The organism is Acidihalobacter aeolianus, from assembly GCF_001753165.1.
Taxonomy (GTDB): domain Bacteria; phylum Pseudomonadota; class Gammaproteobacteria; order DSM-5130; family Acidihalobacteraceae; genus Acidihalobacter; species Acidihalobacter aeolianus.
The window spans coordinates 1,288,944-1,303,700 of sequence record NZ_CP017448.1 but is presented as its reverse complement, the minus strand read 5'-3'; the positions used below and the strand labels follow the sequence as shown (position 1 = coordinate 1,303,700).

Genomic DNA, 14,757 nt, shown 5'->3' with positions numbered 1-14,757 from the left:
CTAGCCCAAGGGATGAGATGGATATCCCGCATCGGTGGTTACGCACGTCAATGCCGCCACGTCAGTCTTGCGCGGATCATAGGTCACGGTCACCGTCTTGCGATCGAGATTGGGCTTGACACCGCTGACCCCGGGCACCTTCTCCAAGGCATTTTATAATGGTGAGCGGACACAGGCCGCAGGTCATGTTGGGAATCGAACGTGTAATGCTGCGCAGTGCCTGTACATCCGTCTGGGCGGTCATGGCGGGCTGCCCGGCCAGAACCAGAGGCGAAAAGGCCAGCACAAGAAACAGCAGCACCAAGGCGATGAAAATGGGGCGGTATGGCTCGAGCACCGTCAGATTTCCAATCCAAGCACCGCTCACCCCCACGGCCAGCAGGATGAGAGGACCGAAGCAGCAGGCAGAAGCGCCGATACCCGCCAGAATGGCGTCACCCAGCGACCACCGAACGCCTTGACCCCAGTGCATATCGCTCCCTCAAGTGCCACGAAATGCCGAACCGTAAAACCGTACCCGGGTACAGACTCAAGTCGAGGGATTAAAGATTTTGCAGTTTTGCGATGTACCGGAGCAGCGACTACTATTGGTCCGTCGCGACCAGGACAGTTCACACATGACGCGCTTGGAAGGGCAATTCCTCTTTTCGGAAAGCAAGGGCGAGGGTATGCCCGGCAAGAACGATGGCGATGTCGACGCATTCAGCCAGCTACCTGTCGGACTAGCGATAGCCGTCGATGGTCTGCTCGCACACGTCAACCCAATTGCACAACAGATTCTCGAAGCCGAAAAACCCGATGATCTGCTCGGTCGCTCCCTATTCGACTTCGTTGAACCAGCAGACCTCGCACAAACACAAAGTCGACTGCGCAGGCTGGCCGTCGATGGCACACCCAATCCACCTACGGAAATTCGCCTGCTGAGCCTGCGCGGCAACTTACGCGTGGTCGTTGCCAGCAGTCGCATGTATATTTTCCAGGGTACACCGGCACTGATGATTGCGGCGCACGACATGACGCGCATGCATCAGATACATGAGCAACTACGCGACAACGAACAGAGCCTACGCCAGGTTTTCGAGAGTATGCAGGACGTGTACTACCGCACCGACGCGCAGGGCGTGGTGCAGATGGTAGGACCCGGCGTACGCCGTGTGCTCGGCTACGAACCGCATGAAATCATCGGACGCAAGGCCGAGGACTACTACCCCCACCCCGTCGACCGCGACGCCTTCAAGCAGGCCATTCGCGATCACGGGGAAGTGTCCGATTTTCCCGGACAGATGGTGCGCAGCGACGGTCAGGTCATCGACATTTCGATCAGCAGCCATGCCCTGTTCGATGAAAATGGAAACTTTGCAGGCGTCGAAGGCATTTATCGCGATGTGACCGAACGCAAGATGCTCGAACGCGAACTCCTACGGCTGGCAACGACCGACCCACTGACCGGGATAGCCAATCGTCGTGCATTCCTGGAACGCGCAAGCGAGCACCTCAAGCATTGCCGACGTTATGGCTCCCACCTCGTCTTGATCATTCTTGATCTGGACCATTTCAAAGCGATCAACGATCGATACGGTCACGTCGCGGGAGACCGGGTACTGGTTCGTTTCGTTGACGAGGCAAAACAGGAATTGCGCGAAACCGACCTGTTCGGGCGCCTGGGGGGCGAAGAATTCTGCGTAATTCTGGAACAGACCACGATCGAACCTGCTCTCAAGACCATCGAACGTATCCAGCAGCGCATGCGCACGACCAATTTCGAGGACAATGGCGAACGCTACACCGTCACGGTCAGCGCGGGAGGCACTGAGAATTTACCCGAGGATGCCAATATCGAGCGCCTGCTGGAACGCGCTGACAAGGCCTTATACCAGGCCAAGAACGACGGACGAGACCGCACGGCCTGGTATCAGGAGTAAATATTCGCAAAGCGCATGTGCCGCCGCACACATGCGCTTCGTCATTCAGTTCCGGTAGCCTGGCCCGGTGATCGGCAGTCCGTTGCTCATATAGCTCAGAAAATAGGCCAGATCGCGATAGCGCGCACTCTGTGGCTTGAACGGCTCAACCCTGATCTTCTTGTTGCAACCGATGAAACGTCGCTCCAGCGTGCCAAGCCCACCCCATTTCGCACGATACGCGGGGAACCCGTTTGGCATACCTAGTGCCGGACTGATCAGTTGGGCACGCAATCGTTGCCCCGAATGCAGCATGTGGCAATCCGCACAGGAAAGATTCAACTTTCCGATAGGTGTGTAGAAGAAATTCTTGCCTTCCGTATAGGCCGCAAGTTCGGCAGGTGTACGCGGCGGCTGGATATCGAGCGGCTTCCCGTCGGAGGTGCTGGCCATATAGGCCAGAATCTCGGCCAGAGGCCCGCGTTTCCAGGCAAGCGGCTTGAGGCCGTTCGCTTGACGGCACTGATTGACCGCGACGGCCAAAGTCACCACCTGCCCGGTCTTGGCGTCGAAACGCGGGTAATCCTGGCGAATCCCGATACCGCCATTAGGAAAGCAATCGCCATAGGTATGCCCGTTCGGGAATGGCGTGTCGAACAGCTGTTTACCGTTTGCGATGCCAATGGATTGCGGTGGGAACGACATCACACTGTGATATTGCGCCATGGCATCCTTGCCGGTGATGCCCGGAATCCACTCGCCCTGCGCATACGCCTTGAGCGGTACGTTGGGGAAGCGCCGTTCAAAATAACTACGGAACGTGGCCAGATCCTTTGTTGGCGAATCCTCGACAGCGCTACTGCTGTTAACCAAGAAATAGTAATAAGACCAATAAATTCCAACCGCCAACACAAGAAAAAGCAGCGCATACAACGCATAAAGGGTGCGTGTTTTATTCATCGACAATCATCCATCGGCAGGATCGGATCGAGCCTCATTATTTGAGCGAATACAGGAAATCCATGATCTGGTGGATTTGTTTACGCGTCAGCAAATGATTGGCGCCATAGGGGGGCATGATCGTGTTGCTGCCGTAGTTCTGGCGCGCATCCCAGATCTGTGCGAACAATCGATTGCGGTCGGGAAACGGCGGTTGCAGCGGCTGGGCGATGTCTCCCGCCATCACCGCGCCCTTGATCTGATGGCAGGCGATGCAATTGCCCGCCTTGCGGCTAAAGGCAAGATGTCGGCCTGCAGCAATATCCGCCGCCGAAGCCACCGACATCGCGGCGTAGACCTGACGAGGGATGAGAAAAATGCCGGACAGCATGACAAACAGCGCAGCTGCGGAGAACAGACTCGCTCCGTAATGGGGAAATCCCTTCATAACGCCTCCTTGGATGGCGGACAGCAATACCAGGCCTTCTGGCGAGGCCCTATGCACGTGCTGCACACATATTACACCGATTCCCGCATTGTCATCGATCAAGGTGAACCCGACATCAGCCTGAATTATCGTCAGCTGCCGTTTCGCTGTAGCATGGCAGCTTGCGATTCCCGATAATGGGCCCCCTTCATCCATACCCGAACAAGCGATCCTCTATGGCGCAATACATCTTCACCATGAGCGGCGTCGGCAAGATCGTGCCGCCCAAGAAACAGATCCTTCGCGACATCTCGCTGAATTTCTTCCCCGGCGCCAAGATCGGCGTGCTCGGCTACAACGGCGCCGGCAAGTCCACGCTGCTGCGCATCATGGCTGGCGTGGATACCGACATCGTCGGCGAGGCCCGTCCGCAGCCTGGCATCAACATCGGCTACCTGCCCCAGGAGCCGGCGCTGAACCCGGACAAGGACGTGCGCGGCAACGTCGAGGAAGGTCTCGGCGAAATCAAGGAAGCGCAGGCCAAGCTCGACGCCGTCTATGCCGCCTACGCCGAACCCGACGCCGACTTCGACGCGCTGGCCGCCGAGCAGGCGCGCCTGGAGAACATCATCCAGGCCGCCGACGCGCACAACCTCGACCACAAGCTGGAGGTCGCCGCCGAGGCGCTGCGCCTGCCGCCATGGGACGCCGACGTCACCAAGCTCTCCGGCGGCGAACGCCGCCGCGTGGCGCTGTGCCGCCTGCTGCTGTCGGCGCCCGACATGCTGATCCTCGACGAACCGACCAACCACCTCGACGCCGAGTCGGTGGCCTGGCTCGAACGCTTTCTGCAGGAATTCCCCGGCACCGTGGTCGCGGTCACCCATGACCGCTACTTCCTCGACAACGTGGCCGGCTGGATACTCGAACTAGACCGCGGCCACGGCATCCCCTGGGAGGGCAACTACTCCTCCTGGCTGGAGCAGAAGGAACGCCGCCTGGCGCAGGAGGAAAAGAGCGAGGGCGCGCGCGTCAAGGCCATGGAGGCCGAGCTGGAATGGGTGCGCGCCAATCCCAAGGGCCGCCAGGCCAAGTCCAAGGCCCGCCTCAAGCGCTTCGAGGAATTGAGCGCCAGCGACTACCAGAAACGCTCGGAGACCAAGGAAATCTACATCCCGCCCGGCCCGCGCCTGGGCGACAAGGTGATCGAGGTCGAGAACCTCAGCAAGTCCTTCGGCGACCGCGTGCTGTATCAGGGGCTGTCGTTTAGCCTGCCGCGCGGCGGCATCGTCGGCGTGATCGGGCCCAACGGCGCGGGCAAGACCACGCTGTTCCGCATGCTCACCGGCGCCGAGCAGCCCGACGAGGGCACCATCACCGTCGGCGAGACCGTGCAGATCGCCTACGTCGACCAGAGCCGCGACACACTCGGCGGCGACAAGTCCGTGTGGGAAGAACTCTCAGACGGCCAGGACATCATCACCGTCGGCAACTACGAGGTGAACTCGCGCGCCTATGCCAGCCGCTTCAACTTCAAGGGCACCGACCAGCAGAAACGGGTTAAGGATCTGTCCGGCGGCGAACGCAACCGTGTGCATCTGGCCAAGCTGCTCAAGAGCGGCGGCAACCTGCTGCTGCTCGACGAACCGACCAACGACCTCGACGTGGAAACCCTGCGTGCGCTGGAAGAGGCCCTGCTCGACTTCCCCGGCAGCGCCGTGGTCATCTCGCACGACCGCTGGTTCCTCGACCGCATCGCCACCCACATCCTCGCCTTCGAGGACGACGGCACCGTGACCTGGTTCGAGGGCAACTACACGGACTACGAAGCCGACCGCCACGCGCGCCTCGGCACCGCCGCCGACCAGCCCCATCGCATGAAGTACCGGCGCCTCAGCGCATGATCGCTCTCACCCACCCGCCCACCGAGGGCGAGTGGGTGGGCCGGGCTTCCTTGCGATATGTCTTGGTAACGCACCTCTACCGACGTCAGCCTGCTGCTTGCCGGATAATTGCGCATCTCCGATCTCACTAGCTCGGCGTATTCGCCAGGCTATACGGCGGCTTCTATTCGACCAAGGTGCCCTGGTGGTAGACAACCTTCCAATCGCTCCCAGAACGACGCCAAATGGTTGAGCGACGGGATAACCGCTCGCCCTGGAATAGGGTATACGTGACCAAATAATTTTGTTCGGCGATTTCCCGACATTGGAAATCTTCGATATACCAGGTCGTCCGAATCAGGCTCGCATACCGCTTTTCGAGCGACTCGATGATGTACTCTCGGCTGTATCTCCTACCCGATGCGCCGACTTCCCAAAAATCCGACTCGGTCATCCGCTCATGGTATTCTCGCGTCAGACCAAATGCCTCTCTGTGAAACAAAGGCTCACGTGCTCTCAATGCGGCCGCAACCTCATGCAGTTCTTCCAGGGTCGTGAACTCGGGGTCAGGACTGGATTTGAGTGTTTCTTCCGACACGAGACCATCGACAACGCTGACCGAATATTTTGTCATTCGTTGATCCCCACATGAAAATCAACCGTTTCCAAGTATGCTTAACCTAGGGCCTGTTCACACTAATAAGTGTATCGACGATGAGAGCGAAGTGGATGAAGAAGGTGAAGACGACATCGAGCTTATCGAAGCGTGAGAAGATGCGCCGAAATCCTTTGAGTCTTCGGAATAGTCGCTCGACTTCATTGCGCTTCTTGTAAAGTTCAAGATCGTATTCCCAAGGCGTGAGCCGATTGCGCTTGGGCGGCACCACTGGGGTCATACCCAGATCCAGCGCGAGCTGGCGCGTCTCGTCACCCTCATAGGCGCGGTCCATGATGACCGAGGTGCCTTCCCAGCCGCAGTGCTCCAGGCTTTTGAGCAGTTTTCTGCCTTCTGGTGCATCTCCGGCCTGTCCCGGGGAAAGTCGAAAGGCTACGGCTCGATTGGCTCCGGCGGCGACCAGATGAATCTTGGTTGTCCATCCGGCGCGGGATTTGCCGATAGATTGAGGACCGTTTTTTTTAAAGCACCGGTTCCGTCTGGATGAACCTTGACGGCTGTGGAATCGAGCGAGACATGATCGACTTGGATATTAATCACGTCGTTTTCCTGCAGCGCCAGGAAGACTCGATCCAGCACGCCCTGTTTGGCCCAGCGATTGGCGCGCATATAGATGCTGTGCCAGCGACCGAAACGGACCGGTAAGCCACGCCACTTGCAGCCATGCTCGGCCACGTACAGGATCGCGTTAAGCACCTGTAGGTTGGATATTTTTATATTGCCTCGCGGAAGCGGCAACAAGGGCTCGATGATTTTGTACTGCTGCAAGGTAATTTCCATGCAGCAATTATATCAAAATTAATGTGAACAGGCCCTAGAACTTTAAAGGCGCTCAAAACATATATCCAAGGTAACTACTCAGCTAATTCTCAGAGATCGCCAGAGCAAAAGCCGGTAGCTTGCGATCGAATACTAGGCGCAACGCCTCCGAAGCCGTGACCCCCTGCTTTCGGCAGGTCGATAGATATCCCCGTATGCGGCAAAACATCGCGGCACCCTCCAGGCTGCGGAAGCAGCCGGAGATCTTCTGCTGCACTTTGGTCATACGGATATCGTTCTCCGCCTGATTGTTCGTGAACGGCACATTGACGTCCACCATGAAACGCAGCACATCGTCTTCATAGGCCATCAGACGCTCCAGCAGATTGCGGGCCTTGCTCCGCTTGATCCGCCCCCGAGGCTTGTTGTCGGGTGGTTTTTCCGGCTCAGGGCATTCCAGTTGCCCCGCCTCGAGCACATCTCGGTAGCGCTGCCGGTAAGCATTGGCCTCGGTCAGCGGCAGGATGCCGCCAGCGTTCTCGACGGCCTGATGAATCTCTCTGAGCAGCTTGCCCATCGCTTCCGCCCATTGTTGTCCGTCCTGCTCGAATGCTCGTTCCAGTTCGCGCAGGTGGTGGGCATTGCACAGGGCATGGGTGCAGTCCCGATAACGGTAATAGGGTTTCCAATGGTCATGACACAGCACACCGCGGAACCGTGGCAGGATCCCGATCGCGTCCATCGCCTCCTGGCCTCGCTTACTGTGGACCTGATAATGCGTCCAATCAGCATTGGACAGACCATGCAGCCAATGGCGTTTGCCATCAATGTTGACCCCGGTCTCGTCGGCATGAGCGGACACGGCTTTGGCCAATGCCGTTTTGCTGATCGCCTCAAAGGCCGCCAGGCGGGTAAATGCCTCGCGATTGAAGTTCACCAGTGAACCATCGCTCAAAGGGATGCCCAACTGATCGGCAAAGTAATCCTGGATCCGCTTGTAGGGCAAGAGCTGATATTGGGACAGATAGACGGCATGGGCCTTGAGGCCGGAACCATACTGCACCTTCTTATCCACCCCTTCCGGGAATGAAGCCACAAAACGTTGGCCTGATTCATTCTCCAGGATCTGCGCCCGATACTCGGTCACGATCCGGCTGATGTCGATATCAAAAACCTGGCGAGTCTCGAAACCCGCCTCGGTATAGCAGCCTTTCGGCAAGCGACGACGATCGATCTTGAGGACCTCGATCTCATCGGGATGCTCGACCGGGCGCAAGGTCTTGCCCACGTGCCCCGGCTGGCCACCGGAAGGTCGGCTTGAGCGCACACGCTGGCTGCGTGGCCGATTGGGATCCGATGCCGGCGGCTGACTGCTGTTGCGGCTATTGAGCCCGAGACGGTTGAGTAACACGACGAACAACATGAGCATCATCTCGATACTGGCGCGGAGTGCCGGAGATAGGTCTTTCTCCTGCTCCAGTTGCGCCCTGACCTGTGCCAGGGTGATCTCGATATCGACGCCGTCGATCCGCACGCAAGACTGCTCCAAAGAAGTAATGAAGCTATTATCTCACGGGTTTTGAAGTGCCAATTTTCTCGTTTGTAAGGCGATCTGGCGGCGTAAAATAATTGACTGACGGTGGGGCAGTGCCTCGCGTGATGTCGCAAGGAAGACTACGCCTCTGTCGCTTTCGGAGACCAATAATCGCACTCGTTACAGCGCCGCCATATTTTCAAAAAAACTACCAAAAACCCTGTCAAGTACTTTTTGTAATTATTTTCACTGAGTAGTTACTATCCAAGCAGATTGATCGGCCCATCCACCCAGCCTTTTTCCCCAATCTGCTTGATCATGATTTCGTTGGCAATCCTTTCAACCGCTACGCCGTAGTTCTTGTGGTCGTTGATACGCAACCATAAACAAAGCGCGTCCAAGCCCTGAAAACCGTTGCGCTCGTAAAGTCGGGCACGGTTTACGATGGCGAACAGAAAATCGATGCGCGAACGCCTCGCCAGTTCAGACAGCTTCTCAAGCAATTCGGACGCAATCCCCCGATCGCGGAATTGCGGGTCGACACACAAATCCACGATCCCGAAAATGGTACGTGGTTGGTCGTCGACCGCGATTACACGGTGATCCACACCCATATGCGCAATCAGGGAGGTATCGTCGTAAACCAGAAAGCGAAAGTGCGGGAGTTGCTTGTAGTACGACCAGGGCTTCCGATGATCGGGAAAGCAGCGGTTCTTCAGATCGATGATCTTTGCGTGAGCGGTCGGCGAAATCTCGTATTCCTGAATCAGTTCGATTTTTATCGGTGGACTTGAAATTCTCGTTGAGCCAACTTTGTCGGTTGTTGGGTGACACATCACATGGGTATCTATCGGTACGCCACGACAAAATACGCACCCATCTCCCTTTCAAGGCTTTCCAGAACTTCCTTCGAGCGCGCCGCTTCAAGGTACTCGTTGCGAAGGGCTTCGATTCGGATCACATCGTCTGCAGCAATTCCAAACAACGGACTCTTCAAGGCCGATGCCAGCACGTCGTTCAAATGCTCCGCAGAAAGGTATTTCGAAGTAGGCTCAACGATCACTTCCGATCTTGAGTAACCCGTTTCCGCCAGCAAAGCGTGGCAACGCTCAGGCGTACCCGTATCGTGCCCGACCGGCGACACGAAAATACCGTGCGTCCCAGCGAAGGAGCGCAACAAATGGCCGGTCGCATGGGAATTTTCCGCCCAACAGTTGAACACCAGTCTGCCTCCTGGCCTCAGCAGCGCATGCCAGCGGCGAAGTGCCGCCGAAACAGCGGCCATATACGACAATGCATTGCAGCAGGTGACGAGGTCGAAACTTGCTGCAGGAAAATCCAAGTCTTCGGCATCGGCCAGGCGCAGATCCAGATTGTCCAGGCCGGACCCGGCCAGCGCTGCGGCAGCCTGAGCCAGCATGCCCTCCGAAATATCCACGCCAACGACCTGTCCGCCATCGCCAACGAGGCGTGCCGCGGGTATGGCACGAAGCCGGTCCCGGTAGCAATATCGAGGACACGCTCGCCCGGCTGCAGTGCAGCGAGATCGAGAAAGCGCTCGGCCATGCGCGCATGCAGTTCGCTGCGCCCGTATCCGGAACGCGCATCGAAAAACTCGGCCACGCGCGCCTTATAGGGCGCGGGCATCCCGGTATCCGGCATCGTCGAACTCCCGCGCATGCCTGGTCGATTGGGTGTATGTGTGCACAAGGCGCCGCCGAACCATCGCAGCAAGTCGACGTCTAAGCGCATTGTCTTTCGACCGCCCAACCGGGAATACGTGCGTTTAACCCATCACAAACCATTGGGGCATGCACCCGCGTCCTCGCGTAAAATCCGCATCACCGTTCATTGACCCGTGGCGCGGACAGCGACTGCCGCGCACTGGAAAAGGATCTGCTCATGTCAAACCCAGAGACAGGAAGACCACCCGTACAAAACAGCGATTTCTGGAACCAGCGCTACGCCGCGCAGACGTTCGTCTGGACCGCCAACGCGAACCGCTTCGTGGCGGAAGAAGTCGCTTATCTGCCGCCTGGCAGGGCCCTGGATCTCGCCGCCGGCGAGGGCCGCAACGCGGTCTGGCTCGCCGAACAGGGCTGGCAGGCGCACGCGGTCGATTTTTCCGATGTCGCCATGGAAAAGTGTCGCCGTCTGGCGGCAGAGCGCCAGGTTGCCGAACGCGTGACCTGCGAGGTGGCCGATCTGCACGACTATGTGCCCACGCCCGACGCCTACGACCTCGTCTTGCTGATCTACCTGCAGATTCCACAGGTTGAGCTGACCCCGGTCATCGCAAGAGCGGCCGAGGCGGTGGCGCCGGGCGGCACCTTCCTGCTGGTCGCGCATGACTCGGCCAATCTGAAGGACGGCTATGGCGGCCCGCAGAATCCCGATGTGCTCTACACCGCGAACGAGGTGCTCGCGGCGCTGGGCGACCGGCTGGAGGTCGAGAAGGCCGGCGTGGTCGAGCGTCCGGTGGAAACCGGTGCCGGCACCCGCGTCGCCCTCGACTGCCTCGTGCGCGCACGGCGCCCCCGCTAAGCCGTCGCCGCGTCGTGCCTCGATTCCAGCAGCGCACGACGCGTTAACATGCAAGCCCATCATCCAAGACACGACCCCCAATGACCGACATCGACCGCCTGTTCAGCCGCCTGGACGCCTTGCTCGACCGCCTCGAACCCCTGCTGCCCGCCGCCGCTCCAGAAACGGACTGGGACGCTGTGGCCTTCCGCTGGCGCCGGCCCGGTTACCTGCAACCGGTACGCCACCCGCAACTGATCGAGCCCGACGCCCTGCTCGGCATCGAGCGCCAGAAGTCCTTGCTGGCGCGCAACACGGCGCAGTTCGTGCGCGGCCTACCGGCCAACAATGCCCTGCTGTGGGGTTCGCGCGGCACCGGCAAGTCTTCGCTCATCCGCGCCATGCTGGAGCAGTTCGCCGGCGAGGGACTGCGCCTGATCGAGGTCGAACGGCGCGATCTGGCCGACCTGCCCGAGATCGTCGAGCCGTTGTACGAACGCCCCGAACGCTTCGTGATCTTCTCCGACGATCTTTCCTTCGAGGCCGACGACCCGAGCTACAAGGCGCTCAAGGCAACGCTGGACGGTTCGGTTGCCGCCGCCCCGGACAACGTTCTCATCTACGCGACTTCCAATCGCCGTCACCTGCTGCCCGAATACCAGCGCGACAACCTGGACACGCGCGTGGCCGACGGCGAGATTCACCATGGCGAGGCGGTTGAAGAGAAGATTTCCCTGTCCGAACGCTTCGGCCTGTGGATCGGTTTTCACGCCTTCCGCCAGGAGGACTACCTCGGCATCGTCTACCACACCCTGCAGCGCATGCAGATCGTCTTCGACGAGGAGGCAGTACGCCCCGAAGCCCTGCGCTTCGCGCTGGAACGCGGCTCGCGCAGCGGTCGCGTGGCCGCCCAATTCGCGCGCGACTGGGCCGGCCGCACTGGTTTATAGGCGATACGCTCCATACTCCCCATGCATTAGGGCCAAAAAATAGGCTCAGGCACCCTCCATTCGCTCAAACCCAAAATCTTTAACCATCAATTTTTACCCATTTGCATTGTCTATACTATTCCTTGTCCCGAATTCATACCACGACCCACCTGCCCGCGAGTCCGATAAGAATCGGAGAAGGCGAAGATGGACGACAAAAGGCATGATGATCTGCGCATCCTGATCGTGGACCCACCTCGCACCGATGCCCAAAGATTCGAGCGTCCACTCGTGCAGAGCCGCATGGCGTGCGTGACTCGCCATGTGCATGCAGTCAAAACATTGCGTCAAAATCTGGAAAGTTTCCTTCCCCACGCAGTGCTCGCGGATGTAGACATCCCGCGATATGCGGATAAAATCATCCTCTGCGACATACGTAGAAACCACCCAGATATTCCAGTCATTTTCGTCGGCGGAGACCTCAAGGCTACGGAAGCTGTCGCTTTGATTCACGATGGCGCCAGCGATTACGTACCCATATCAGACATCGCAAGACTACCGCTAAGTATTCAGCAAGCACTACAGCAGGAAGAACAGGTCCGCCACCGCAAGGCAGCAGAGCAGTCACTGCGCGAGACAATGGAAAAACTAAAACTTTTCCGCACGCTGCTCGATCAATCAACCGATGGAATTGAAGTTGTCGATCCAGAAACCATGCGCTTTATGGACGTCAATGACGCCGAGTGCCGTAGTCTCGGCTACCAAAGGGACGATCTGTTGCAAATGACCGTACTCGACATCGACCCAGCTGCCCGGCAAAACAAATCAGAGATAGCGAATCGAGTACTTTCCGAGCTGGGGAAATCAGGTGTTGCACGTTTCGAAAGCGTACATCGACGCAAAGACGGAAAAGAGTTTCCCGTTGAAGTCAGCGTACAAGTAATCGAACTCGATCGTCCTTACTGGATCAGCATTGCACGAGATATCAGCGAACGCAAAAAACACGAAGCCGAACTGCTTCGCCTGAACCGTGTACTCAGAACCTTGAACGAAGCAAACAACGCATTATTACATGCCGAAAATGAACCCAAGCTGATGCAAAATATTTGCGAAATGCTGGTCGACAGCGGCGACTATGTGCTTGCATGGATCGGTTTGGCCCAGAATGACCCTGAGAAGAATATTACGCCAGTGGCCATTGCCGGAGATGGAGAGGCTTATGTCAACGAACTCCAACTCAGTTGGGGGGACGGACCAAACGCGAATGGCCCCTGTGGGCTAGCGGTTCGCACGGGTGAGACTCAAAACGTCGGCGATATGTATAACGATCACCGTTTCACTCCCTGGCGTAACCTAGCCGGCCGCTTTGGCTACGCTTCTTGTACCGCTATTCCGATCATGGACAGAAACCATACCCTTGGGTGTTTAACGATTTACTCGAGAGATGAGTTCACCTTTAGCAATGATGAAATAAATTTGTAACTACTCAGTGAAAATAATTACAAAAAGTACTTGACAGGGTTTTTGGTAGTTTTTTTGAAAATATGGCGGCGCTGTAACGAGTGCGATTATTGGTCTCCGAAAGCGACAGAGGCGTAGTCTTCCTTGCGACATCACGCGAGGCACTGCCCCACCGTCAGTCAATTATTTTACGCCGCCAGATCGCCTTACAAACGAGAAAATTGGCACTTCAAAACCCGTGAGATAATAGCTTCATTACTTCTTTGGAGCAGTCTTGCGTGCGGATCGACGGCGTCGATATCGAGATCACCCTGGCACAGGTCAGGGCGCAACTGGAGCAGGAGAAAGACCTATCTCCGGCACTCCGCGCCAGTATCGAGATGATGCTCATGTTGTTCGTCGTGTTACTCAACCGTCTCGGGCTCAATAGCCGCAACAGCAGTCAGCCGCCGGCATCGGATCCCAATCGGCCACGCAGCCAGCGTGTGCGCTCAAGCCGACCTTCCGGTGGCCAGCCGGGGCACGTGGGCAAGACCTTGCGCCCGGTCGAGCATCCCGATGAGATCGAGGTCCTCAAGATCGATCGTCGTCGCTTGCCGAAAGGCTGCTATACCGAGGCGGGTTTCGAGACTCGCCAGGTTTTTGATATCGACATCAGCCGGATCGTGACCGAGTATCGGGCGCAGATCCTGGAGAATGAATCAGGCCAACGTTTTGTGGCTTCATTCCCGGAAGGGGTGGATAAGAAGGTGCAGTATGGTTCCGGCCTCAAGGCCCATGCCGTCTATCTGTCCCAATATCAGCTCTTGCCCTACAAGCGGATCCAGGATTACTTTGCCGATCAGTTGGGCATCCCTTTGAGCGATGGTTCACTGGTGAACTTCAATCGCGAGGCATTTACCCGCCTGGCGGCCTTTGAGGCGATCAGCAAAACGGCATTGGCCAAAGCCGTGTCCGCTCATGCCGACGAGACCGGGGTCAACATTGATGGCAAACGCCATTGGCTGCATGGTCTGTCCAATGCTGATTGGACGCATTATCAGGTCCACAGTAAGCGAGGCCAGGAGGCGATGGACGCGATCGGGATCCTGCCACGGTTCCGCGGTGTGCTGTGTCATGACCATTGGAAACCCTATTACCGTTATCGGGACTGCACCCATGCCCTGTGCAATGCCCACCACCTGCGCGAACTGGAACGAGCATTCGAGCAGGACGGACAACAATGGGCGGAAGCGATGGGCAAGCTGCTCAGAGAGATTCATCAGGCCGTCGAGAACGCTGGCGGCATCCTGCCGCTGACCGAGGCCAATGCTTACCGGCAGCGCTACCGAGATGTGCTCGAGGCGGGGCAACTGGAATGCCCTGAGCCGGAAAAACCACCCGACAACAAGCCTCGGGGGCGGATCAAGCGGAGCAAGGCCCGCAATCTGCTGGAGCGTCTGATGGCCTATGAAGACGATGTGCTGCGTTTCATGGTGGACGTCAATGTGCCGTTCACGAACAATCAGGCGGAGAACGATATCCGTATGACCAAAGTGCAGCAGAAGATCTCCGGCTGCTTCCGCAGCCTGGAGGGTGCCGCGATGTTTTGCCGCATACGGGGATATCTATCGACCTGCCGAAAGCAGGGGGTCACGGCTTCGGAGGCGTTGCGCCTAGTATTCGATCGCAAGCTACCGGCTTTTGCTCTGGCGATCTCTGAGAATTAGCTGAGTAGTTACATAA

At 57.8% G+C, this 14,757-nt stretch carries 15 protein-coding genes; 6 read left to right on the top strand and 9 right to left on the bottom strand.

Annotated elements, in window-relative coordinates:
* Together BJI67_RS17935 and BJI67_RS18175 are read right to left on the bottom strand one after the other, a co-directional pair.
* Positions 1-93: a heavy-metal-associated domain-containing protein gene (locus BJI67_RS17935; protein WP_331712280.1), complete on the bottom strand. Its 93-nt coding sequence runs from the start codon at positions 91-93 to the stop codon at positions 1-3.
* The gene (locus BJI67_RS18175; protein WP_156782045.1) at positions 77-472 is read right to left on the bottom strand and encodes a mercuric transporter MerT family protein; all 396 of its coding nucleotides are present in this window, start codon (positions 470-472) and stop codon (positions 77-79) included. The genes BJI67_RS17935 and BJI67_RS18175 overlap by 17 nt, the downstream gene beginning before the upstream one ends.
* A 145-nt stretch (positions 473-617) precedes the next feature.
* On the opposite strand from BJI67_RS18175, the gene BJI67_RS06060 reads away from it, so the two are divergent.
* Entirely contained in the window at positions 618-1,922 is a 1,305-nt protein-coding gene (locus tag BJI67_RS06060; RefSeq protein ID WP_197513333.1) for a sensor domain-containing diguanylate cyclase, read from the top strand.
* A 45-nt stretch (positions 1,923-1,967) separates the two neighbouring features.
* Here the strand turns inward: BJI67_RS06060 and soxA are convergent, their stop codons facing one another.
* Positions 1,968-2,861 (bottom strand): sulfur oxidation c-type cytochrome SoxA, encoded by an 894-nt coding sequence (soxA, locus tag BJI67_RS06055; protein WP_070072268.1) that lies wholly within the window; start codon positions 2,859-2,861, stop codon positions 1,968-1,970.
* Positions 2,862-2,898: 37 nt separating this feature from the next.
* Positions 2,899-3,390: a c-type cytochrome gene (locus tag BJI67_RS06050; RefSeq protein ID WP_156782044.1), complete on the bottom strand. Its 492-nt coding sequence runs from the start codon at positions 3,388-3,390 to the stop codon at positions 2,899-2,901.
* 113 nt (positions 3,391-3,503) lie between these two features.
* Between BJI67_RS06050 and ettA the strand changes: the two genes are divergently transcribed.
* A complete protein-coding gene (gene ettA / locus BJI67_RS06045; protein ID WP_070072267.1) occupies positions 3,504-5,171 on the top strand; it encodes an energy-dependent translational throttle protein EttA in 1,668 nt (555 codons plus the stop codon).
* A 163-nt stretch (positions 5,172-5,334) separates the two neighbouring features.
* Here the strand turns inward: ettA and BJI67_RS06040 are convergent, their stop codons facing one another.
* The 5 genes from BJI67_RS06040 to BJI67_RS06015 all read right to left on the bottom strand — a co-directional run bounded on the left by BJI67_RS06040 (position 5,335) and on the right by BJI67_RS06015 (position 9,602).
* A complete protein-coding gene (locus tag BJI67_RS06040; RefSeq protein WP_156782043.1) occupies positions 5,335-5,784 on the bottom strand; it encodes a nuclear transport factor 2 family protein in 450 nt (149 codons plus the stop codon).
* 46 nt (positions 5,785-5,830) lie between these two features.
* Positions 5,831-6,606, bottom strand: a protein-coding gene (locus BJI67_RS17315; protein ID WP_156782006.1) for an IS5 family transposase whose coding sequence is annotated in 2 segments (ribosomal slippage) — positions 5,831-6,291 and positions 6,291-6,606 — 777 coding nt in all. Because the reading frame shifts where the segments join, the coding sequence is not laid out codon by codon here.
* 82 nt (positions 6,607-6,688) lie between these two features.
* The gene (gene tnpC / locus BJI67_RS06025; RefSeq protein WP_070071668.1) at positions 6,689-8,119 is read right to left on the bottom strand and encodes an IS66 family transposase; all 1,431 of its coding nucleotides are present in this window, start codon (positions 8,117-8,119) and stop codon (positions 6,689-6,691) included.
* Positions 8,120-8,379: 260 nt separating this feature from the next.
* Positions 8,380-8,955 carry a GNAT family N-acetyltransferase gene (locus BJI67_RS06020; RefSeq protein WP_156782203.1) on the bottom strand — a complete coding sequence of 192 codons (576 nt, stop codon included), beginning with the start codon at positions 8,953-8,955 and terminating at the stop codon, positions 8,380-8,382.
* Between the two features lie 11 nt (positions 8,956-8,966).
* Positions 8,967-9,602, bottom strand: a complete 636-nt coding sequence (locus BJI67_RS06015) for a class I SAM-dependent methyltransferase (RefSeq protein ID WP_269449619.1) — start codon at positions 9,600-9,602, stop codon at positions 8,967-8,969.
* Positions 9,603-10,021: 419 nt separating this feature from the next.
* On the opposite strand from BJI67_RS06015, the gene BJI67_RS06005 reads away from it, so the two are divergent.
* The 4 genes from BJI67_RS06005 to tnpC (BJI67_RS05990) all read left to right on the top strand — a co-directional run bounded on the left by BJI67_RS06005 (position 10,022) and on the right by tnpC (BJI67_RS05990) (position 14,741).
* Positions 10,022-10,663 carry a class I SAM-dependent methyltransferase gene (locus BJI67_RS06005; protein ID WP_070073995.1) on the top strand — a complete coding sequence of 214 codons (642 nt, stop codon included), beginning with the start codon at positions 10,022-10,024 and terminating at the stop codon, positions 10,661-10,663.
* Between the two features lie 80 nt (positions 10,664-10,743).
* Complete coding sequence (locus tag BJI67_RS06000) at positions 10,744-11,592, top strand: ATP-binding protein (RefSeq protein ID WP_070072264.1); 849 nt, start codon at positions 10,744-10,746, stop codon at positions 11,590-11,592.
* Between the two features lie 186 nt (positions 11,593-11,778).
* On the top strand, positions 11,779-13,053 hold the full coding sequence (locus BJI67_RS05995; RefSeq protein ID WP_070072263.1) for a PAS domain S-box protein: 1,275 nt from the start codon (positions 11,779-11,781) through the stop codon (positions 13,051-13,053).
* Between the two features lie 257 nt (positions 13,054-13,310).
* Entirely contained in the window at positions 13,311-14,741 is a 1,431-nt protein-coding gene (gene tnpC / locus BJI67_RS05990; RefSeq protein ID WP_070071668.1) for an IS66 family transposase, read from the top strand.
* Positions 14,742-14,757: the final 16 nt, after the last annotated feature.